This is a genomic window from Achromobacter sp. SIMBA_011 (assembly GCF_046535435.1).
GTDB classification, from domain to species: Bacteria; Pseudomonadota; Gammaproteobacteria; order Burkholderiales; family Burkholderiaceae_B; genus Achromobacter; species Achromobacter dolens.
Genome location: NZ_JAWRWN010000001.1, coordinates 1,408,868 through 1,430,451 on the forward strand (window position 1 = coordinate 1,408,868; position 21,584 = coordinate 1,430,451).

The 21,584-nt window shown below is 70.0% G+C and carries 17 protein-coding genes; 11 read left to right on the top strand and 6 right to left on the bottom strand.

Annotation, left to right across the window (positions count from 1 at the left end):
• The first annotated feature begins 116 nt into the window (after positions 1-116).
• The 3 genes from SB816_RS06500 (at position 117) to SB816_RS06510 (ending at position 4,461) form a co-directional block, all read left to right on the top strand.
• Complete coding sequence (locus tag SB816_RS06500) at positions 117-1,961, top strand: methyl-accepting chemotaxis protein (RefSeq protein ID WP_064527727.1); 1,845 nt, start codon at positions 117-119, stop codon at positions 1,959-1,961.
• Between the two features lie 543 nt (positions 1,962-2,504).
• The gene (locus tag SB816_RS06505) at positions 2,505-2,933 is read left to right on the top strand and encodes a tripartite tricarboxylate transporter TctB family protein (protein WP_054500832.1); all 429 of its coding nucleotides are present in this window, start codon (positions 2,505-2,507) and stop codon (positions 2,931-2,933) included.
• A 16-nt stretch (positions 2,934-2,949) separates the two neighbouring features.
• Positions 2,950-4,461: a tripartite tricarboxylate transporter permease gene (locus SB816_RS06510; RefSeq protein ID WP_054415478.1), complete on the top strand. Its 1,512-nt coding sequence runs from the start codon at positions 2,950-2,952 to the stop codon at positions 4,459-4,461.
• A gap of 50 nt (positions 4,462-4,511) precedes the next feature.
• Here SB816_RS06510 and SB816_RS06515 read toward each other — a convergent pair whose 3' ends face one another.
• Entirely contained in the window at positions 4,512-5,708 is a 1,197-nt protein-coding gene (locus tag SB816_RS06515; RefSeq protein WP_410546662.1) for an FAD-dependent oxidoreductase, read from the bottom strand.
• Between the two features lie 90 nt (positions 5,709-5,798).
• Here SB816_RS06515 and SB816_RS06520 point away from each other — a divergent pair, with 90 nt between their 5' ends.
• Positions 5,799-6,632, top strand: coding sequence for an AraC family transcriptional regulator (locus SB816_RS06520; protein WP_410546712.1), 834 nt, complete (start codon positions 5,799-5,801; stop codon positions 6,630-6,632).
• A 12-nt stretch (positions 6,633-6,644) separates the two neighbouring features.
• On the opposite strand, the gene SB816_RS06525 is transcribed toward SB816_RS06520, so the two are convergent.
• The 4 genes from SB816_RS06525 to SB816_RS06540 all read right to left on the bottom strand — a co-directional run bounded on the left by SB816_RS06525 (position 6,645) and on the right by SB816_RS06540 (position 8,869).
• Complete coding sequence (locus SB816_RS06525) at positions 6,645-7,115, bottom strand: GNAT family N-acetyltransferase (protein WP_175188966.1); 471 nt, start codon at positions 7,113-7,115, stop codon at positions 6,645-6,647.
• Between the two features lie 61 nt (positions 7,116-7,176).
• The gene (locus SB816_RS06530) at positions 7,177-7,527 is read right to left on the bottom strand and encodes a DOPA 4,5-dioxygenase family protein (RefSeq protein ID WP_064527734.1); all 351 of its coding nucleotides are present in this window, start codon (positions 7,525-7,527) and stop codon (positions 7,177-7,179) included.
• Positions 7,528-7,532: 5 nt separating this feature from the next.
• Positions 7,533-7,892, bottom strand: a complete 360-nt coding sequence (locus SB816_RS06535; RefSeq protein WP_144655431.1) for a translation initiation factor Sui1 — start codon at positions 7,890-7,892, stop codon at positions 7,533-7,535.
• Between the two features lie 74 nt (positions 7,893-7,966).
• Positions 7,967-8,869 (bottom strand): LysR family transcriptional regulator, encoded by a 903-nt coding sequence (locus tag SB816_RS06540; RefSeq protein ID WP_054415251.1) that lies wholly within the window; start codon positions 8,867-8,869, stop codon positions 7,967-7,969.
• Between the two features lie 100 nt (positions 8,870-8,969).
• Between SB816_RS06540 and dkgB the strand changes: the two genes are divergently transcribed.
• The 4 genes from dkgB to SB816_RS06560 all read left to right on the top strand — a co-directional run bounded on the left by dkgB (position 8,970) and on the right by SB816_RS06560 (position 12,840).
• Positions 8,970-9,773 carry a 2,5-didehydrogluconate reductase DkgB gene (gene dkgB / locus SB816_RS06545; protein WP_006387341.1) on the top strand — a complete coding sequence of 268 codons (804 nt, stop codon included), beginning with the start codon at positions 8,970-8,972 and terminating at the stop codon, positions 9,771-9,773.
• Positions 9,774-9,781: 8 nt separating this feature from the next.
• Positions 9,782-10,741 carry a TIGR03571 family LLM class oxidoreductase gene (locus tag SB816_RS06550; RefSeq protein ID WP_175188964.1) on the top strand — a complete coding sequence of 320 codons (960 nt, stop codon included), beginning with the start codon at positions 9,782-9,784 and terminating at the stop codon, positions 10,739-10,741.
• Positions 10,742-10,777: 36 nt separating this feature from the next.
• The gene (locus tag SB816_RS06555; RefSeq protein WP_410546663.1) at positions 10,778-11,668 is read left to right on the top strand and encodes an NAD-dependent epimerase/dehydratase family protein; all 891 of its coding nucleotides are present in this window, start codon (positions 10,778-10,780) and stop codon (positions 11,666-11,668) included.
• Positions 11,669-11,790: 122 nt separating this feature from the next.
• A complete protein-coding gene (locus tag SB816_RS06560; RefSeq protein WP_410546664.1) occupies positions 11,791-12,840 on the top strand; it encodes an NADP(H)-dependent aldo-keto reductase in 1,050 nt (349 codons plus the stop codon).
• A gap of 69 nt (positions 12,841-12,909) precedes the next feature.
• On the opposite strand, the gene SB816_RS06565 is transcribed toward SB816_RS06560, so the two are convergent.
• The gene (locus SB816_RS06565; RefSeq protein ID WP_410546665.1) at positions 12,910-16,929 is read right to left on the bottom strand and encodes a molybdopterin-dependent oxidoreductase; all 4,020 of its coding nucleotides are present in this window, start codon (positions 16,927-16,929) and stop codon (positions 12,910-12,912) included.
• Between the two features lie 404 nt (positions 16,930-17,333).
• Here SB816_RS06565 and nirB point away from each other — a divergent pair, with 404 nt between their 5' ends.
• From nirB to SB816_RS06580, 3 genes are read left to right on the top strand one after another with little or no spacing between them, the layout of a single operon-like run.
• Positions 17,334-19,886: a nitrite reductase large subunit NirB gene (nirB, locus tag SB816_RS06570; RefSeq protein ID WP_410546666.1), complete on the top strand. Its 2,553-nt coding sequence runs from the start codon at positions 17,334-17,336 to the stop codon at positions 19,884-19,886.
• Entirely contained in the window at positions 19,886-20,290 is a 405-nt protein-coding gene (gene nirD / locus SB816_RS06575) for a nitrite reductase small subunit NirD (protein WP_410546667.1), read from the top strand. The genes nirB and nirD overlap by 1 nt, the downstream gene beginning before the upstream one ends.
• Before the next feature lie 26 nt (positions 20,291-20,316).
• Positions 20,317-21,570: a nitrate regulatory protein gene (locus SB816_RS06580; protein ID WP_343719100.1), complete on the top strand. Its 1,254-nt coding sequence runs from the start codon at positions 20,317-20,319 to the stop codon at positions 21,568-21,570.
• Positions 21,571-21,584: the final 14 nt, after the last annotated feature.

The window sequence follows — 21,584 nt, forward strand, 5'->3', positions numbered from 1 at the left end:
TTTCCCTAAAGTCCTATGTTGCACTGCCGTAAGCCAGGATGGCGCGGACGCTTGCGTCGTCGCGTACCTGGATACCCGTGCCCCCCGGCATGGGCAGTTGCAGTAAGAAGACAAGCATGAAAATCACCTCGTTGCGCAACAGGATCCTGTTGATCACCTGTTTCACCGTTATCGGCGCGCTGGTGCTCTCGGGCATTGCGATCTATCACATTGTGCGCGACAACATGATGGCGACCATCTCCGCGGACCTGGACGCCATCGCCGCCGGCAACGCCAGCGCCATCGAACGCTGGTCGGCCGACAAGGCCCTGGCGGTATCGGCCACTGCCGCGGTGGTGGAAAAGGGCGATCCGCGCGGCCTGACCAAGCTCATGGGCGCCACCAACGGCTTTCCCATCACCAGCATCGGCTGGTCCGACAAGAGTTACTTCTCGACCGCGCAGACGCCGCCCGACTACGACCCCACCGCGCGCCCCTGGTACAAGAGCGCGGTGGCCGCCGGCAAGCTGACCGTGACCAAGCCGTATGGCGATTCCGGCACCGGCAAGCCCTACGTGGCCTTCACCGCGCCGATCGTGCGCGCCGGCGAGACCACCGGCGCCATCAGCGGCGCGGTGGCGCTGGACGGCATCAAGGACGTCATCAAGGCAATCCGGCCCACGCCCTCCAGCACCGCGTTCGTGCTGGCCACCGACGGCCAGGTGATTTCGCACGTCGATGACAAGCTGGCGCTCAAGCCGTCCACCGACGTGGCCGCCGGCCTGACGCCGGCCGTGCTGGCGAGCATGGCGCAAGAGGGCGCGACGCCGCTGGCGCTGCGCCTGGGCGGCGTGCCCAAGCTGCTCAAGGCGCGTCCCATCGCCGGCACCGACTGGTTCCTGGTGATCGCGCTGGACGAGGCCGAGGCCACCGCCGGCCTGTCGCAGGTCTTCAATGCCACGCTGATCTCGATGGTGGTGCTGACGCTGGTCGCGGCGCTGCTCGCCAGCGTGGTGACTTCGCGCGCCTTCAAGCGCCTGTCGGCGGTGCGCGACGCCATGGACACCATCGGCTCGGGCGACGGCGACATGACGCATCGGCTGGCGGTTGTCGGGCACGACGAAGTGGCGCAGATCTCTTCCTCGTTCAACGCCTTCGTCGACAAGATCAGCCATGTCATGCTGGACGTGCGCAACGGCGTGCACTCGATGACCTCGGCCACGCGCGAGATCGAGATGGGCAACCGCGACCTGTCGCAACGCACCGAAGTGTCCGCCGGCTCGTTGCAGGAGACCTCGTCGGCGCTGACCGAGCTGACCTCCAGCGTGCGCCAGACCGAAGAGGCCGCCGAGCACGCCACGCGCCTGGCAACCGAAGCCAGCCAGGCGGCCGAGCGCGGCGGCCAGGTGGTGACCGACGCGGTCAGCACCATGGGCGCGATCGCGCAGTCGTCCGAGCGCATCACCGAGATCATCAGTGTCATCGACGGCATCGCTTTCCAGACCAACATCCTGGCGCTGAACGCGGCGGTCGAGGCGGCGCGCGCGGGCGAGCAGGGCCGCGGCTTCGCCGTGGTGGCCGGCGAGGTGCGCACGTTGGCGCAACGCAGCGCGGCCTCGGCGCAGGAGATCCGCGCGCTCATCCAGGCGTCGGTGCAGAACGTGCGCAGCGGCACCGAACGGGTCCAGGCGGCCGGCTCGACCATGCAGGAGATCGTTGAAGGCGTGTCGCGCGTTCAGCGTCTTGTCAGCGAGATCCACGGCGCCATGGCCGAGCAGAGTGTGGGCATCAGCCAGATCGACCGCAGCGTGTCGGAGATGGACCAGGCCACGCAACAGAACGCGGCGCTGGTGGAGCAGTCGGCGGCGGCTTCGGCAATGCTGAGCGACCAGGCCGGCGCGCTGGCCGGCACCGTGGCCCTGTTCAAGCTGCGCGGTGATGCGCACGGCGCCGCGCCGCGCATGGCGGCCCTGCCGGCCTGATCCGGCTCGATCGGCGTGGCGGCGCGTGACGCGCCGCGCGTCCGGGCGCATGGCGGTCCGTCATCCCGAGGGGTGACGGGCCGCGCCGACGTCGCGCAATGCGGCGCGGGTGGCGCCTGCCATGGGGGTGGATACGGCGCTCGCCGTGGCGGACATGGATGCATTGCGCCGACCATTCTTCGTCCCGTTCGCGGACGGCTTTCCTGATCTTTTCGCTGACTCGATCCGCCTTGCCGGAGCCGGCCGCGCACGCGGCTTTCGTCTCTCGAAATAGGGGGTGAGGCCGCGGGCCGTCTTCATTTTGACATCAATTCAGGAATCAGTCAGCTTCATGTCGCTGGACCTACGGGAAAGCGATAACGCATTCACGCGTTCCGGCGCAAAAAGCGAAAGCAGATTGGAAGTGTCGCTCTCTACTATCTGCCGAACTCGTCCGCAGCACCGAAATTTTCAGCGGGAAGACAGGCGGGTAACCAGACCGGTTCGAGAAGCCGGGTGGCAATAACAAGCGAAAAAAACGCAATGCCTGGGAGGGCGCGTCTTATGTACTTTGGCAATAGAAACTTTGTCGCGGGGCTCTTCATGATCGCCTTCGCCCTGCTGTTCGGGCTGGCGGCGTTGAAGTATCAACTGGGTTCGTTCAGCCGGTCGGGGCCTGGCCTGTTCCCGCTCATGGTCAGCTCGCTGCTGGGCGTGATCGGGGTGATCTCGGTGGTGCGTTCGCGCTTCGTGCCGCCCGTGCCGCTGAGCTACAGCATCAAGAACATCGCCATCATCATGCTGAGCCTGTGCGGCTTCGCGGTGGTGTCCGGCCTGATCAACATGATCGTCGGCATCGTCTTCCTGGTGTTCTGCTCGACCTTGGCGGGCACCTCGTATTCGCTGGTGCGCAACGTCAAGATCTCGCTGGGCCTGATTGCGGTGGCGTTCGCCTTCCGCAACCTGCTCGGCCTGAACCTGCCGCTGTTCTGAGGGGAGAGACGCCATGATGGAGATGTTCAACAACCTCGCGTTCGGGTTCGAGCACGCGCTGACGCTGCAGAACCTGATGTATTGCGCCATCGGCTGCGTGGTCGGCACGCTGGTCGGCCTGCTGCCGGGCCTGGGCCCGCTGTCGACCATCAGCCTGCTGCTGCCGCTGACCTATTCCATTCCCACCGGCGGCGCGCTGATCATGCTCGCCGGCATCTACTACGGCGCGCAGTACGGCGACAGCGTCAGCGCGATCACCATGAAGATCCCGCATGCGAGCAGTATCGTCGCCTGCATCGACGGGTATCAGATGAACCTGAAGGGCAAGACCGGCCTGGCCTTGTTCACCGCGGGCGTGTCGAGCTTCATCGGCGGCACCGTGGCGATCGTGGTGCTGTCGACGATGGCGCCGGCGCTGGGCGAAGTCGGTCTGCTGTTTGGCCCGGCCGACTACTGCGCGCTGATGCTGCTGGGCTTTTTCTGCGTCAGCTTCGTCAGCAGCGGCAGCCTGCTCAATGGCCTGGCGATGGCCATGATCGGCATCCTGCTGGGCGTGATCGGCACCGACGTCAACAGCGGCGTGGCGCGCTACACCATGGATCTGGCCTTCCTGCAGGACGGCGTGGGCCTGATCAGCATCGCGCTGGGCTGCTTCGGCATCGCCGAGATCGTCAAGAACCTGGATAACCGCAACACGCTGACGCCGTTCAACGGCAAGATCAAGCTGATCCCGACGTGGCCCGAGTTCAAGCGCATCCTGCCCAGCGCGCTGCGCGGCAGCGTGGTCGGTTCGGTGCTGGGCATCCTCCCCGGCGGCGGCCCGACCATCGCGCAGTTCGCCGCCTACGCGGCCGATAAGCGCTTCAGCAAGTACCGCCACGAGATCGGCAGCGGCGCCATCGAGGGCGTCGCGGGCCAGGCGGCGGCCGACGAAGCGGCCGCGCGCACCAGCTTCATCCCGCTGATGGCCATCGGCATCCCCGAGAACGCCGTCATGGCGCTGATGCTGGCCGCGTTCATCGTCAAGGGCATCCAGCCCGGCCCCAACATGATCGGCACCCACCCCGACCTGTTCTGGGGCCTGGTGGCCAGCATGTGGGTGGGCAACTGCTTCCTGCTGATCCTGAACGTGCCGCTGGTGCGCTACTGGCTGTCGGTGTTCAAGATTCCGTACACGGTGCTGTTCCCGGCGATCCTGTTCTTCTGCTGCATCGGCACGTTCAGCATCAACAACAACCTGGACGACATCTACATCACGGCGATCTTCGGCCTGATCGGCTACCTGTTCCTGCGCCTGGGCATGGAAGCCGCGCCGCTGATGCTGGGCTTCATCCTCGGCCCGATGCTGGAAGAGAACTTCCGCCGCGCCATGCTGCTCAGCCGCGGCGAGTTCAGCATCTTCCTGACGCGGCCGATCAGCGGCACGCTGCTGGCGCTGATCGGCGCGGCCGTGGTGTGGCAACTGGTGTCGTTCCTGCGCAAGGCGCGCAAGGCGCCCGCGCTGGAGCAGGCGCCGGCCGAGCCCTGAGGTGGCGGGGTTGCGGGCCTGCGCGGCGTTGCTTCTCGCGCGAGCAGGCCCTAGCCCCTGCCGGTGACGCGGGCGGCGGCCTCGGCCGATCGCTGGACGGCCCGGTCGCCGCGAGCGCGCAGATCCGCTTCATAGTCTTGCAAGGCCTGCCCCAGCGGCAGGCCTTTGCACACCTGCGCCAGCCGCGTCGCCAGCGATTGCGCATCGGCCAGGGCGGTGTTGGCGCCCAGGCCGCCCGCCGGGCTCATCGCATGCACCGCGTCGCCCAGGAACGTCAGCCCGGCTTGCGTCCATCGCGGCAGGGGCGGCGCCTGGTAGACGGTCTTGAGCGCGATGCCGCGCGGATCGCTGGCGGCCACCATGGCGGCCAGCGCGGGATGCACCGGCGCCAGCAGGCGCTGCGCGGCTTGCTGCCAGCGCGCGCCCGTCGCGGTGTCGTCCCGCTGGCTCGCGCTGATCGCGGCGTCGTCCGCGCCCAGCACCGCGCGGCGCTCGCCGATGATGGCCCAGTACTGGTAGCCGGGCACGGCCGTCAGCGTGCAACCTGGCGCGAGGCGTTGCGCCAGGGACGGCAGCGCCGCCAGTTTCATGGCGTCCAGCACCAGCGCGTAGCCGGCGCCGAACACCACGCCGGCGCCGTCGCGCAGGGCCGGCGGCAGGCCATCGGGCGTGAGGCAGCCGGCCGGCGCCATTCCGAAGATCGTCACCGTGCCGCTGTCCTCGGGCGCCGCTTGCGGCAGGTGCTGGCGCCGCAGCGCCGAGTGCACGCCGTCGGCGGCCACCACCAGCGTGCCGGGCCGCGCGCGGATGCCTTCCAGGCGCGGGCCGCTGTCATCCATGCCCGCGCAGCCGTGGCCGAAATGCACGCGCCCGTCCAGGCCGGCCAGCAGGATTTCGCGCAGCGTCTGCCGGTGCGCCGAGCGGTCGGGCGGGGTGTCGGCGTCGTCCAGGCGCCACGTGGCCGAGGCGCGTTGCGGCAGCGGCCGCAGTTGCGCGTCGAGCATGGCGCCGGGGCGGTCGTGGGTCGAGCAGCTTTGCTGGAACAGGGCGTACAGGTCCGGCGGCAGGCAGTGCGCCAGCGCCGCCTGGCCCGTGGCGTCGATGCGCAGGCGGTAGCCCTGCACCCGGCTGTCGGTGCGCGCGTCGCGCTCGTAGACGTCGAAATCGATGCCGGCGCGCGCCAGCCCCTGCGCCAGGCACAGGCCGCCCAGGCCGGCGCCGATGATGGAAACGTGGAGATTCTGCATAATGTCCTCGAAGCAAGCCGGCGTTGCCGGCACCCCCACAGCTTGCGCGCAAGCGCGCCCGCGCCGGTAATGCCGGCGCGCCAACAAATGATGCGAACCCGCCAGACCGCCGCCCCCGCGCCCGACTACAGCGAATTGCTCGACGGCCCGGCCGTGTGCGTGTTCCATGGCGCCGACGCGCCCGGCAGCGAATTCCGCCTGGGCTCGCGCGAATACGATTGGCATGCCCATGCCCGCGGGCAGTTGTTCGGGGTGGACAGCGGCGCGATGCGGGTGCGCACCGAGGCCGGCTCGTGGCTGCTGCCGCCGCAGCGCGCGGGCTGGATCCCGCCGGGGCTGCGGCATCGGGTCAGCGTGGCCGGGGCGGCCAGCGGCTGGGTGGCACTGGTGCATCCGCAGGCCGCCGCGGCGTTGCCGGTGGCGCCCTGCGTGCTGGGGGTGGACGGGGTGTTGCGCGCCATGGTGCTGCGCGCGGCCGATTGGCCGGACAAGCTGGCGCTGGACCCGGCGCGCGCGCGCTTCGCGGCCGTGCTGCTCGACGAGATCGGGGCGGCGCCGCGCGAGCGTTTGCACCTGCCGTGGCCGCGCGACCGCCGGCTGGCCCGACTGGCGCAAGTCCTGGCGGAAAACCCGGCCGACAATCGGCCGCTGGAAGTTCTGGCCGCGCAGGCCGGGCTGGCGCCGCGCACCGCGCAGCGCCTTTTCCGCGAGGAAACGGGATTGGGCTTCGCGCAGTGGCGCCAGCAACTGCGCCTGATCCATGCGCTGGAGCGCCTGAGCGCGGGCCAGCCGGTGGCGCAGGTGGCCGACGCGCTGGGCTATGCCACGCCCGGCAATTTCATCGCCATGTTCAAGCGCGCCTTCGGCATGACGCCGGGGCGGTACCTGCGGACGCCCCAGGGCGACTTGCCTGACGCGGATTGAACCGCGTGCGCGCTACGCCGCCGACGCGTCCGGGTCGAATCGGTAGGCCAGCACTTCATCACCGGCCGCGTCGATCTCGCCCGTGGGGGTCCAGCCCAGGCGCCGGTAGAAGCCGTGGGACCGCACTCGGGGATCGGCCGCGCAACTCAGGAACAGGCGCTCATGGCCGAGCCCGCGCAGCGTCCGCATGACCTTGCCCAGCAGCTCGCTGCCGATGCCGCGGCCCTCGTAGGCCGGCAGCAGCGCCAGCACCACGATCTCGCCGCTGTCGCGATCGCCGAAGCAGTAGCCGGCCAGCTCGCCGTCCGCCAGCGCCACCACGCCGGGCAGCGAGCCGTCGCGGATGCCGCCGCTCCAGCTTTCATAGGTGATGCCGAGCGCGCGCAGGTCTTCGGCGGAGAAGGCGTTCTCGCGGGTGCGGCCGCGCAGGTCGATGCAGGCGGCGGCGTCGTCGGGATGGGCTGGGCGGTAGTGCAGGTTCATGTCGGGTGCAGTCTCACGGAAGCGGGCGCGGCCGGCGCGCCGCGCAAGGCTGGTGCGGCGTTCAACCGCCGAGCGCCGCCAGGTTCAGCGTGTGGCTGCGGCCGATCCACACCGCGCAGTCGCGGTGGTCGCGCAGCGACTCGCCGGTGTTCGGATGCAGGAACACGTCCAGCGCGCCATGGTTGAGCGTCAGCCAGGTGAGCACGCGCGGCAACGCGGCTGGCGCGAAGGCGAGCTGGTAGCTCCATTGCGGGTGCGGGCCGACCGGGCGCTCGTGGAAGCGGCCCATCTGGATGCTGTCGCCGAAGGCGTCCAGCGCCTGTTCGCGCAGCGCCCAGGCCGCGTCGCGGCTGTCGGCGTTGAAGTAGACGTGGGCGTGCCAGCTATCGACGATGGCGGGGTCCAGGATCATGAGGGTCAACCTCCGGCGCGCTTGGCGCGATGGCCGAGTTTGTCGAGCGCGGCCAGGATGCGGTCGCAGTGATCGCCCTGCACCTCGATGACGCCGTCCTTGACGGTGCCGCCGGAGCCGCAGGCGGTACGCAACTGCTTGCCCAGCGCGGCCAGGGCGCCGTCGTCCAGCGGCAGGCCCTTGACCACGGTCACGGCCTTGCCGCCGCGGCCCTTGGTTTCGCGCGAGACGCGCACGCCGCCGGGCGCCGGCACGGGCCGGGCCGCCGCCTTGCACTGGCAATCGGCGAGCGGGCGGCGGCATTGCGGACACATCCGGCCGCCGTCGGTGGAGTAGACGAGTCCGCCTGGGGAGCTGCTTTTCATGGGTAATGCGTGAGGTTGCGGTTCAGGCAGCCATTATGCCGGAGCCGCCGCCGCGAGCCCGGCGTGGGTGGCGCTCACTCGTCGAAGCCGCGAGGCCCCAGCGATTCGACCAGGTAGTCGATGAAGGACTTGATGCGCGAGGAGATCGCGGTGTTGCGGTAATAGACCGCGTTGACCGGCTGGCGCACGTCCAGCGTCTGGCGCGGGAAAAGCTGGCGCAGCGCGCCGGACTGGCGGTCGGCGCGCGTCATGAAGTCGGAAAGGCAGACGATGCCGGCGTCGTTCAGCGCCAGTTGCCGCAGCGTTTCGCCGCTGAACGAGCGGATCGACGGCTGGATGTGCAGCGGTTGGCCGTCGGCGTCCTCCAGCGGCCATTCGTTCAACGATTCCAGTTGCGAGAAGCCGAGCAGGGTGTGCTCGCGCAGATCGGCTACCCGCTTGGGCGTGCCGTGCGCCGCCAGGTAGCCGGGACTGGCCAGCACCCGCACGCGGCTGCGGCCGATAGGCACCGCGTGCAGCGACGAATCCTTCAGGCTGCCGATGCGCAGCGCCAGGTCGGTGCGGCGTTCCAGCAGGTCGATGTTGCCCTCGTTGCTGTTCAGTTCCAGCTCGACCTTGGGATAGCGCTTGCGGTAGCCCGGCACCAGCGGAACGATCACGTGCAGCATGAAGGGCGAGGCGGCGTCGACCCGCAGCCGCCCGGCCGGCTGGTTGCGGCGCGCGCGCATCTGTTCCTCGGTCTCTTCGACCGCGGCGATGATCTTGCGGGCCTGCTCCAGGTAGGCGCTGCCTTCCTCGGTCAGTTCCAGCCGCCGGGTGGTGCGGCGCATCAGTGTGGTCTGCAGCTTTTCCTCCAGCCGCGTCATGGTGCGGCTGGTGGCGGAAATGGTCTGCTGCAGCGCATCGGCGGCGGCGGTGATCGAACCGCAGTCCACGATGGCGATAAAGACCTGCATTTCGTCGAGGGTCGTTTTCATATTTGACGTTATATCAAAAGTCTTTCGCCGATACAGGGCTTATTCCGCAAGGATCTCGCGGGCACACTGGGTGCATTCCAACACCTACCGGGAGTTTTACATGAGCATTCCGTCTTTTGGCGTCGGCACCTTCCGCCTGCAGGGCCAGGTCGTCATCGATTCCGTGCGCAACGCGCTGGACGTCGGCTACCGCGCCGTCGACACCGCCCAGATCTATGAAAACGAAGCCGAAGTAGGCCAGGCCATCGAGGCCAGCGGCGTCGCCCGCGCCGACCTGTTCGTGACCACCAAGATCTGGGTGCCGAACTATGGCCGCGCCAAGCTGGTGCCCAGCCTGAAGGACAGCCTGGCCAAGCTGCGCACCGACTACGTCGACCTGACCCTGATCCACTGGCCCGCGCCCGGCAACGGCGTGGCCATCGCCGAGATGATGGCCGGCCTGATGGACGCCCGCGAGCAGGGCCTGACGCGCCAGATCGGCATTTCCAACTTCCCCATCGCCGAGACCCGCGAAGCCATCGCCGCCGTCGGCAAGGAAGCGATCGCCACCAACCAGATCGAGCTCAGCCCGTATCTGCAGAACCGCAAGCTGGTGGACTTCCTGAACGAACAGGGCATCCACGTCACGTCGTACATGACGCTGGCCTACGGCAAGGTGCTCAAGGACCCCGTGATCGGCCAGATCGCGCGGCGCCACAACGCCACGCCGGCGCAGGTGGCGCTGGCCTGGGCGCTGCAGCGCGGCTTCGCCGTGATCCCGTCGTCCACCAAGCGCGAGAACCTGGCGAGCAACCTGCTGGCCCGCGACCTGCGCCTGACCGACGCCGACATGGCGCAGATCGCCGCGCTGGAACGCAACGGCCGCGAAGTGAGCCCCGACGGCTTGGCCGCGGCCTGGGACTGAGGCGCGCCATGGACAACGCGCTTTCGAGCCTGACCGCGGGCGGCTTCAGCATCGGCCTGGAAGCGCCCCTGGACAACGACTGGACCGCCGCCGGCGAGCAGGCGCGGCGCCAGGCCGGTCGCCTGCCCGGCGAGCCGGACCTGCAACGCCACGCCGACCTGGCCGTGCTGGCCGACCGGCTCGGCTTTCGCGCCCTGTGGGTGCGCGACGTGCCGCTGTACGACCCGGCCTTCGGCGACGCCGGCCAGGTGTTCGAGATCTTCACCTACCTGGGTTACCTAGCGGGCGTCACGCGCGACATCCTGCTGGGCACCGCCGCGGTGGTGCTGCCGCTGCGCGAGCCGCTGCTGACGCTCAAGTCCGCCGCCAGCGTGCAGCGGCTGAGCGGCAACCGCCTGCTGCTGGGCGTGGCCAGCGGCGATCGGCCGGTGGAGTATCCGCTGTTCGGCCGCGATTTTCCCAATCGCGGCGCCGCTTTCCGCGAACAGGTGGCGCTGCTGCGCCAAGGCGCCCTCGGCAGCCTGCCCGATGGCCTGGAGGTGCTGCCGCGGGCGCCGGCGCCGCCGCTGCTGGTGGCGGGCCTGGCGCAGCAGACGCCGGCCTGGATCGGTGCGCACATGGATGCCTGCCTGGCCTATCCCGGCGCGCCCGACGACCATGCGCGGCGCAGCGCCGCCTGGCGCCAGGTGGCCGGCGGCAAACCCTATGCCAGTTTCATCCACCTGGACCTGGCCGAGGACCCGGACGCGCCGCTGCGGCGCTTTCGCTTCGGCGCGCAGGCGGGCCGCCACGCGCTGGCGCGGGAACTTCATGCGCTGCGCTCCGCGGGCGTGCAGCACATCGGCCTGCACCTGCGGCGCAACCAGCGGCCCCTGGCCGACACGCTGCACGAGATCGCCGAGCACGTGCTGCCGCAGTTCCATGGCGGCGGCGTGCCGGCCCCGCAAGCGGGAACCACGGCCGCCTGAGCCGTTCGCGGCCTATCAACACAAGGAGCAAGCACCATGAAGCTATTCATCACCGGCGCCAGCGGATTCATCGGCGGCGCGGTCGCTACCTCGATGGTCAAGGCCGGCCATGAGGTCCGCGGCCTGATCCGCAACCCCGAGCGCGCCGCCGAGCTGCGCGGTTTCGGCATCGAACCGGTGCTGGGCACATTGGACGACGCGGCGCTGCTGGCGGCCGAGGCGCGCGCCGCCGACGCCGTCATCAACGCGGCTGACAGCGACCACCGTGGCGCCGTCGAGGCCTTGCTGGGCGCGCTGGCCGGCAGCGGCAAGGTGTTCATCCACACCAGTGGCAGCAGCCTGGTCGCCGACGACGCGCTGGGCGAGCCGTCCGACGCTGTGTTCGACGAGACCACGCCGGTGGCGCCGGTGCCGGGCAAGGCCGCGCGCATCGCCATCAATGACCTGATCCTGGCCAGCGCGCCTGGCGTGCGCAGCGTGGTGCTGTGCCACAGCCTGATCTACGGCTCGACCGAGGGGCCGCGCGCCGAAAGCGTGCAGATTCCGCCGCTGGTGGCGCAGGCCCGCGAAAGCGGCGTCGCGCGCCACGTCGGCCGCGGCCTGAACCGCTGGTCCAACGTGCACGTCGCCGACGTGGCGGCGCTGTACCGGCTGGCTCTGGACAAGGCGCCGGCCGGCAGTTTCTATTTCGTCGAGAACGGCGAGGCGGCCTTCGTCGACCTGGTTGGCGCCATCGGCCAGGCGCTGGGATTGGGGCCGGCCCAGGCCTGGGATCCGGCGCAGGCGGTGGCCTACTGGGGCAAGGACCTGGGCGCCTACGCGCTCGGTTCCAACAGCCGGGTGCGGGCGGGCAAGGCGCGCCGCGAGCTGGGCTGGGCGCCGGTCCATGGCGACGTGATCGCCTGGGTGCGCCAGGCCATCGCCTGACGCGGGCGGCGGCGGGGGGCGGCGTCCACAGGGTGGGCCAACGGCGCGGCCTCGTCAGCAAAACGCCAACCGAGTTGCGGTAAGGTAATCGTTCCCTTCAGAGATTCCGCACGGAGCAGAACTTGAAATACCGCAAACTCGGCCGTACCGACCTGGACGTCAGCCTCATCGGCCTGGGCACCATGACCTGGGGCGAGCAGAACACCGAAGCCGAGGCCCACCAGCAACTGGACTACGCGCTCGAGCGCGGCGTCAACCTGGTCGACGTGGCTGAAATGTACCCGGTGCCGCCCAAGCCCGAAACCCAGGGCCTGACCGAAACCTACATCGGCACCTGGCTGGCGCGCAGCAAGCGCCGCCAGGACATCGTGCTGGCCAGCAAGGTGGCCGGCCCGGTGCGCGATCCCAAGCGTCCCGGCCACATTCGCGACGGCAAGACCTTCCTGGACCGCAAGAACCTGACCGAGGCGCTGGACGCCAGCCTCAAGCGCCTGCAGACGGACTACCTGGACCTGTACCAGTTGCACTGGCCCGACCGCACCACCGCCACCTTCGGCCAGTTGTCGTATCCGTGGGTCAAGGACGACCATACCGTGCCGATCGAGGAGACCCTGTCGGTGCTGCAGGACTTCGTTCGCGCCGGCAAGGTGCGCCACGTGGGCGTCTCCAACGAAACGCCGTGGGGCGTGTCGCAGTTCCTGAAGGCCTCCGACAATCTCGGCCTGCCGCGCATCGCCTCGATCCAGAACGCCTACAGCCTGCTCAACCGCGTCTACGAGATCGGCCTGTCCGAATTCAGCCACCACGAAGGCGTGGGCCTGCTGGCCTATTCGCCGCTGGCCATGGGCATGCTCTGCGGCAAGTACCTGGACGGCGCCCGTCCCGCCAATGCGCGCCTGACGCTGTACACGCGCTTCACGCGCTACAGCAATCCGCAGGCCGAGGCCGCCACCCGCGCGTACGTCGAACTGGCGCGCCAGCACGGCATCTCGCCGACGCACCTGGCGCTGGCCTGGGTCAACCAGCGCCCGTTCGTCACCAGCAACCTGATCGGCGCGACCAACCTGCAGCAATTGAAGGAGAACATCGACAGCGTCGACGTCGAACTGTCGTCCGAGGTGCTGCAGGCCATCGACCAGATCCACGTGCGCCATCCCAACCCGGCGCCCTGATCCCCGCCCGCCGCGCCTGCGCGCAGGCGCGGCCCGGGCCGCCCAACCGGACTGCCCGGCCCCTGTTTCTCAATACACGTCGCGCAGGTAGCGCTTGTCGGCCGTCATCCGCGCCACATAGGCTGCCGCCGCGTCGGCGTCCAGGCCGCCATGTTCCGCCACCACCTGCCGGAGCATGGCGTCCACGTCCTTGGCCATGCGTTCGGCATCGCCGCAGACATAGAAATGCGCGCCCTCCTGCAGCCACGCCCAGAGCTGCGCGCCGTGCTCGCGCATGCGGTCCTGCACGTAGACCTTGGCCGCCTGGTCGCGCGAGAACGCCAGGTCCAGCCGTGTCAGCAGGCCGTCATCGCGCAGCGCCTGCAATTCGTCGCGATAGTAGAAATCGCTGGCCGCGTGCCGCTCGCCGAAAAACAACCAGTTGCGGCCGCCATCGCCGCGCGCCCGCCGTTCCTGCAGGAAGGCGCGGAACGGCGCCACGCCGGTCCCGGGGCCGACCATGATCATCGGCGTGTCGCCCTGCCGTGGCGGCCGGAAGTGGCTGGCCTCCTGCACGAAGACCGGCACGTCGGCGGCGCCCGCGCGGTCGGCCAGGAAGGTCGACGAGACGCCCTTGCGCTGGCGCCGGCCGTTGTCATAGCGCACGGCGGACACCGTCAGGTGGACCTCGCCGGGGTGCGCCTTGGGGCTGGACGCGATGGAGTACAGCCGCGGTTGCAGGCGCTTGAGCGCGCCCAGCCACGCCTGCGCCGGCAGCCTGACTGGGTACGCGTGCAGCACGTCGGCCAGTTGCTTGCCCCATAGCCATTGGCGCAGGTCGGCCCGGCGCTCCTCGGCCAGCAATTGCCGCAGCCCGGGGTCGCGGCTGTGTTCCGCGATCAGCGCCAGCGTGGCGGGCGCGGGGCGCGCGATTTCGTAATGCGCGGACAGCGCTTGGGCCAGCGGCATGTCGCCGACGCCCGGCACGCTGGCCACGGCGTCGCCCGACAGGCCCGTCTGCGCCAGCAGCTCCTCCACCAGCTCGGGACAGTTCACCGGCCACACGCCCAGCGCGTCGCCGGCCTGGTAGGCCAGCCCCGAGCCCGAGGTGTCCAGCGCCAGCGCGCGGGTGTCCTTGTCGCCGTGGGCGTTCAGGCGCTGGTTGCCCACCAGGCGCGCGCGCGCCGGGCTCTTGCGGGAGGGCGGCGCGCGACGCATGCCGGGCGGCGAGTCGGCGGGCGTCGGCGGCGCAATGGTCGGCACGATGGCGGGCGCGAGTCGCGCCGCCTGGGCCGGCGAGGCCTCGGCCATGAGGGCCGCGGCGATGTCATCCGGCATCAGGCCGCCCGCTGGATGGCCGTGTCGTTCGGCCTCGGCGGCGTGGATGGCGGCGATGGCGCTTTCCAGCCAGGCCTGGGCCGGCGCCTCGAAGTCCGTGTCGCAATCGACCCGCGCCAGCAAGGGCCGCGCGCCCAATTGCGCCAGCCGCCGGTCGAGCCGGCGACCGTGGCCGCAAAAGGCCTCGTAGTTGCTGTCGCCCAGGGCCAGCACCGCGTGGCGCAGCGACGCCAGTTGCGGCGCGTCGGCGGCGGACAGCGCGCGCCACAGGTCCTGGCCGTTGTCCGGCGCCTCGCCGTCGCCGAAGGTGCTGGTGATCAGCAACAGGTACGGGGCGCGCGCCAGGGCGTCGACCGCGCAGTCCGCCATGCAGGCGGTGCGCAGCGCGAAACCGGCGGCGGCCAGCGCGGCGGCGCTGCGTTCCACCAGCGATTCGGCATTGCCGGTCTGCGAGGCCCACAGCAGCGTCACGCGCGGACGCGGGCCGATGACGCGGATGGCGGCTTCGCCGGCGCCGCTTGCCAGCCCCAGCGGCGCAGCCATGGCCTCGGCCAGCGCGGCGCGGCCTGCCGACACGGCGGGTGGTTCGGCGGCCGTCGTCCTGTCGGCAGGCGCTGACACGCGGCACAGCGCCACCGCGCAGAACTTCAGTTCAGGCTGCTGCGACAATGGATCGATGGCGTCGCTGGTGACAGCGTTGATGCACAACGCCTCGCCATACACGTCGTTCCAGTGCATGGGGGCGAAGCAGTTGCCGGGCCGGACACGGTCGGTGACGACGGCGGGCAGCACCGCGCGCCCGCGCCGCGAACGGATCTCGACGCTGTCGCCGGCGGCGATGCCGAGCGCAGTCGCGTCATCGGGATGGATCTCCACGAACGGCGCGGGATTGAGCTTGTTCAGCATCGGCACCTTGCCGGTCTTGGTCAGCGTATGCCATTGGTGCTGCAGGCGTCCGGTGTTGAGCACCATGGGATAGTCGGCGTCGGGCAGCTCGGCCGGATCGACATGCGGCCGCGCGTGGAATTGCGCGCGGCCATTGGCGGTGGCGAACGCCAGGCGCGGCCGCGCGCCATTCTCCTCTTCGCGCCACGGCTGGCTGACGCCGTCGTTGAGATAGCGGATCGGATTGCGGTCCGGACCGTCGGCGCGCGCACAGGGCCATTGCAGCGGCGTCTCGCGCAATCGCGCATGGCTGGCGCCGCGCAGGTCGTAGCCGGTGGCGGGGTTGGAAAAGCCGGCGATCTCGTCGAACACCTCGGCCGCGCTGGCGTACTGGAACGCGTGGCCGTAGCCCATCTCGCCGGCCACGGCGGCGATGATGCGCCAGTCGGGCAGCGCGTCGCCGGGCGGCGGCACGGCGCGCGGCATCAGCGTCAGGGTGCGCTCGGAATTGATCATCACGCCGTCGGCCTCGGCCCACAGCGCGCCGGGCAGGAGGATGTCGGCATGGCGATTGGTCTCGGTGTCCAGGTAGGCGTCCTGCGCGATCACCAGTTCCGCGGCGCGCAGCCCGGCCAGCACGTTGGCGCGGTTGGCGACGCTGGCCACCGGATTGGTGCAGATGATCCAGCAGGCCTTGATCTCGCCCGCCGCCATGCGCTGGAACAGGTCGATGGTGCCTTGCCCCAGCCGCGCATGCAGCGTGCCGGCCGGCACGCCCCAGCGCGTCTCGACAAAGGCGCGGTCGGCGGCCGACAGCACACTGCGCTGGCCCGGCAGGCCGGGGCCCATGTAGCCCATCTCGCGCCCGCCCATGGCATTGGGCTGGCCGGTCAGCGAGAACGGCCCGCTGCCCGGCCGGCAGATGCGGCCGGTGGCCAGGTGCAGATTGCACAGCGCGTTGGTGTTCCAGGTGCCATGGGTGCTCTGGTTCAACCCCATGGTCCAGCAGCTCATCCATTCCGGCGCCGCGCCGATCCAGTCGGCGGCCTGGCGCAGTTGCGCGGCGGCGATGCCGGTCAGCGCCTCGACGCGCTCGGGCGCGTAGTCGCGCAGGAAGTCCGGCATCGCCTCCCAGCCGTCGGTGTGCGCGGCGATGAAGGCGGCGTCGGTCTTGCCGGCCTCATGCAGCAGATGCAGCAGGCCGTTGAGCAGCGCCAGGTCGGTGCCCGGCTTGATCTTCAGGTGCAGGTGCGCCTTCTCGGCGGTGGTGGTGCGGCGCGGATCGACCACGATCAAACGGGCGCCGGCCCTGACCCTATCCATCATGCGCAGGTACAGGATCGGATGGCAGTCGGCCATGTTGGCGCCGATCACCAGGAACAGGTCGGCGCGGTCGATGTCCTGGTACGAGCCGGGCGGGCCGTCGGCGCCCAGCGACAACTTGTAGCCGCTGCCGGCGCTGGCCATGCACAGCCGCGAATTCGACTCGATGTTGTTGGTGCCGATGAAGCCTTTGGCCAGCTTGTTGGCCAGGTACTGGGCCTCGATCGACATCTGTCCGGACACGTACAGCGACACCGCGTCCGGCCCGTGCGCATCGATGACGGCGCGCAGCCGGCGGGCGGTCTCGCGCAGGGCCTGCGCCATCGGCCTTGGCGCCAGGTCCTGGCCGCGCCGGTCGCGCGCATAGGCGTGCTCCAGCCGGCCGGATTGGCGCAGGGCGATGTGGGCCGAGGAGCCCTTGGTGCAGAGGCGGCCGAAGTTGCTGGGATGCTCGCGGTTGCCGGTGATCTTCACCACCTGCTCGCGCTCCACATGCAGGGTCATGCCGCAGCCCACGCCACAGTAGGGGCAGACGGTGTCCACGGTGCGCGCGTTGCCGTTCATGCTCGGCTCCAAAAAAAGAAGGCGCCCTGCCTGCGCGGCCAGTGGCCGGGCGGGCAGGGCGCCATTGCCCTGGTTCCCGGCGTGGCCGGGTCGATGTCCTGTCGATGCAAGTTCCATGCCAGTCGGCCGCCGCTGTCGGACCTCGCCCCGCGCCGACAGGCGGCGCGCGCGGTGGTGCGCGGCCGCACCGCATTGGTGCGCCTTCGAACCGTTTGGGTGCGCGGTGGACGCGCCGGCGCGCTGCCGCGCGGGCGCCAGCGCGATGGCATGCTTATTGCTTTGTTTGCCATACCGGGCCCGTGTCCGGCCAGACAACGCGAGCATTGCAGGCAACGGCGCCCGGACCCACCAGTCCCGGGCGCCGTTTGTCTTTTGAAACCCGAACGGCCCAGCCTGGATAGCCTATGAGCACAGCGACCTCCACGACCCCCATGCAGACCCTGATCGTCATCGGCAACGGCATGGTCGGCCATCACTGCGTCGAGCAACTGATCGAGCGTGGCGCGCTGGCGCGCTACCGCATCCTGGTGTTCGGCGAAGAGACCCGGCGCGCCTACGATCGCGTGCACCTGTCCGAATACATCGGCGGGCGCGATGCCGAATCGATGGCCATGAGCGACGCCGCGTTCTATGAACGGCCGGGCCTGTCGCTGCGGCTGGGCACGCCGGTGCTGCGCATCGACCGCCACGCGCGGCAGGTGGTGACGGCCGAGGGCAGCCATGGCTACGACAAGCTGGTGCTGGCCACCGGCTCCTATCCCTTCGTGCCGCCGATCGCCGGCGCCGAAGGAGCCTCGCGCCTGGTGTACCGCACGCTCGATGACCTGGACCAGATCCGCGCGGCGGCCGATGGCGCCCGGCGCGGGGTGGTGGTGGGCGGCGGCCTGCTGGGCCTGGAGGCCGCCAACGCGCTCAAGTCGCTCGGGCTGGAGGCGCACGTGGTCGAGTTCGCGCCGCGCCTGATGCCGGTGCAACTGGACGAGGCCGGCGGCGCCGCGCTCAAGGCGCGCATCGAGGCGCTGGGCGTGGGCGTGCATCTGTCGCGCGCCACGCAGGAAATCAAGGAAGGCACGCAATACCGCTACCGCATGCGGTTCGCCGAAGGCGCGCCGCTGGAAACCGACCTGATCGTGTTCTCGGCCGGCATCCGGCCGCGCGACGGCCTGGCGCGCCAGGCGGGACTGACCGTGGCCGAACGCGGCGGCATTGCCGTCGACGGCCATTGCCGCAGCAGCGATGCGTCGATCTACGCCATCGGCGAATGCGCCGCGTTCGACGGCGCCATCTTCGGCCTGGTGGCGCCCGGCTACCAGATGGCGCGCGTGGCCGCCGCCGACCTCTGTGACGACGACAGCGCGCCGTTCGCCGGCGCCGACATGTCGACCAAGCTCAAGCTGCTGGGCGTGGACGTCGGCTCGATCGGCGATGCCCACGGCGCCACGCCGGGCGCGCGCAGCTATCGCTACATTGACGAGGCCGGCGCCTCGTACCGCCGCCTGGTGGTGTCGGCCGACGGCAAGCGCGTATTGGGCGCGGTGCTGGTGGGCGACAACAGCTACTACGACACCCTGCTGCAATACGCGCAGAACGGCATCGTGCCGCCGGCCGATCCGGCCAGCCTGATCCTGCCCGCCGGGCAGGCCGCGCCCATGCTGGGCGCGGCCGCGCTGCCGGCCACCGCCACCATCTGTTCGTGCCACAACGTCAGCAAGGCCGCCATCTGTGACGCGCTGGACGGCGGCTGCGCCGACGTCGCCGGCGTCAAGGCCTGCACCAAGGCCGCCACCGGCTGCGGCGGCTGCGCGGCCCTGCTCAAGCAGGTGGTGGAACACGAACTGGCGAGCCGCGGCGTCGCGGTGGACAAGAGCCTGTGCGAGCACTTCGCCTACACCCGCCAGGAGCTCTACGCCATCGTGCGGGTGCAGGGCATCGAATCATTCGAGGAACTGCTGGCGCGCCACGGCCGCGGCCACGTCGGCTGCGACCTGTGCAAGCCCACCGTGGCGTCGATCCTGGCCTCGTGCTGGAATCGCCCGATCCAGGATCCTCATCTGGTGCCGCTGCAGGACACGAACGACACCTTCATGGCCAACATGCAGAAGAACGGCACCTATTCGGTGGTGCCGCGCATCCCGGGCGGCGAGGTCACGCCCGACGGCCTGATCGCGATCGGCGCGGTGGCCAAGAAATACAAGCTCTACACCAAGATCACCGGCGGCCAGCGCATCGACCTGTTCGGCGCGCAATTGCACGAACTGCCCGACATCTGGGCCGAACTGATCGCCGCCGGCTTCGAGACCGGCCACGCCTACGGCAAGTCCACCCGCACCGTGAAGTCCTGCGTCGGCAGCACCTGGTGCCGCTACGGCGTGCAGGACAGCGTCGCCATGGCGCTGCGCATCGAAGACCGCTACAAGGGCCTGCGCGCGCCGCACAAGCTCAAGTTCGCGGTCTCGGGCTGCACCCGCGAATGCGCCGAGGCGCAAAGCAAGGACATCGGCGTCATCGCCACCGAGAACGGCTGGAATCTGTACGTGTGCGGCAACGGCGGCATGCGGCCGCGCCACGCCGAACTGTTCGCCCAGGACCTGGATGACGCCACCCTGATCCGCTACATCGACCGCCTGCTGATGTTCTACATCCGCACCGCCGACAAGCTGCAGCGCACCTCGGTCTGGCGCGAGTCGCTGGAAGGCGGCCTGGATTATCTGAAGGCCGTGGTCATCGACGACAGTCTGGGGCTGGGCGCCGAACTGGAGGCGCAGATGCAGTTGGTGGTGGACCGCTATGAATGCGAATGGGCCAATGCCTTGTCCGACCCGGAAAAGCTCAAGCGTTTCCGCACCTTCGTCAACGACGCCGCGGCGGATCCGGATATCCGCTTCGTGCAGGAGCGCGGCCAGCCGCGCCCCGCGCCGGCCGCGCGCGTGATTCCCATCGCCGAGGAGCTTGCCTGATGCGCTCGAATGCCGTGATTGCCCTGCGCCCGGAGACCGCACGTGACGCCACGCCCGACGCCGCGTCTTGGCGCCCCGCCTGCACCCGCCGCGACCTGGTAGCCGATTCCGGCGTGGTGGCGCTGGTGGACGGCCGCCAGGTGGCCCTGTTCTATTTGCCCGCCGTTGCCGGCGAAACGCTCTACGCCCTCGACAACCGCGACCCGAAATCCGGCGCCAACGTCATCGGCCGCGGCATCGTCGGCCACCTGGCCGGCGAACTGGTGGTGGCCTCGCCGCTCTACAAGCAGCACTTCCGTCTGCGCGACGGCGCCTGTGTCGAGTATCCCGATCAATCGCTGCGGGCCTGGCCCGTGCGTTTCAATGGCGATGCGGTGGAAGTCCAACCGCCCGCAATGGTTTGAGGGCGACCGCCATGCCGCAGCACGCCATGCCTTCGACCCTGCGCTTTCTCCTGGCCGCCCGCCGCAGCGAGTTGCACGGGCTCGAGGCGCTGGCCAGCACCTGCGAGCTGGCCACCCTGGTCAGCAAGCTGGTGCACGTGCTGCAGAAGGAGCGCGGCTCTTCCAACCTGTACCTGTGCGGCGGCCAGGACGCGCTGCGCCAGACCCTGGCCGGCCTGAGTTCCGACGCCTGCGCGGTGGAGGAGGAAGTGCGCCGCTTCCTCGACCGGCTGGAGCCGGATGCCACCCGCAGCGCCGGCAAGGCGCGGCTGCTCAACTGCATCGCGTACGCGCTGTACCGCCTCGACGAACTGCCGCGCACGCGCCGCGCCATCCGCGACCGCCGGGTCGCGGCGCAAGAGGCCGGGGCGGTATTCACGCGGCTCATCGCCAGCCTGTTCGCGCTGGTGTTCGAAGCCGCCGATTCGTCGCTGGATGCGGGCGTCACGCGCCTGCTGGTGGCGTTGCTGAATTTCATGCAGGGCAAGGAACTGTGCGGCCAGGAACGGGCCTACGGCGTCATGGGCTACACCACCGGCTACTTCACCGAGGCGCAGAAGGCCCGCGTGCTGGAGCTGGCGGACCTGCAGAAGCGCTGCTTCGACAGCTTCGCGCAATACGCCGGCGCGGATGCGCTGGCCGTCTGGGAGCGAGTGGAGCAGGGCGCAGGCCCGGTGCTGCGCATGCGCGACATGGCGCTGCGGACTTCCGAAGCCGAACGCGTTGATGCTGGCCTGGCCGAGCTGTGGTTCGGCCTATGCACCGAACGCATCGACGCGATGCGCGCGGTCGAAAGCCTGCTGGCCGAGGCACTCACCCTGCAATGCCATCGCCGCATCGTCGAGACCCGCGCCGAACTGGACAACCATCGGCTGCTCCTCAGCCGTTTCGCCGATCACGCCAGTGACGACACGCCGGCGATGCTGTTCCAGTTGCAAGGCCGCATTCTCGACGTGCCGCCGCAGGACGGCGTGGGCGAGGCCATGGAACGCTCCATCCTCGACCTGATGCGCGATCAGGCGCAACGCCTGCGGCAATCGGACGACGCGCTGGCGCTGGCACGCCGCGCGCTGGAGGAGCGACGGCGGGTCGAGCGCGCCAAGTGGCTGCTGGTCAGCCGCCATGGCCTGAGCGAACAGGCCGCGCACGATCAATTGCAGCGCGTTGCCATGGACTGCCGGCGCTCGCTCGACGAGGTCGCCCGGCAGGTGCTGGCCGAACTCGATACCGCGGCCGGCTGAACGCCGCCGCGATC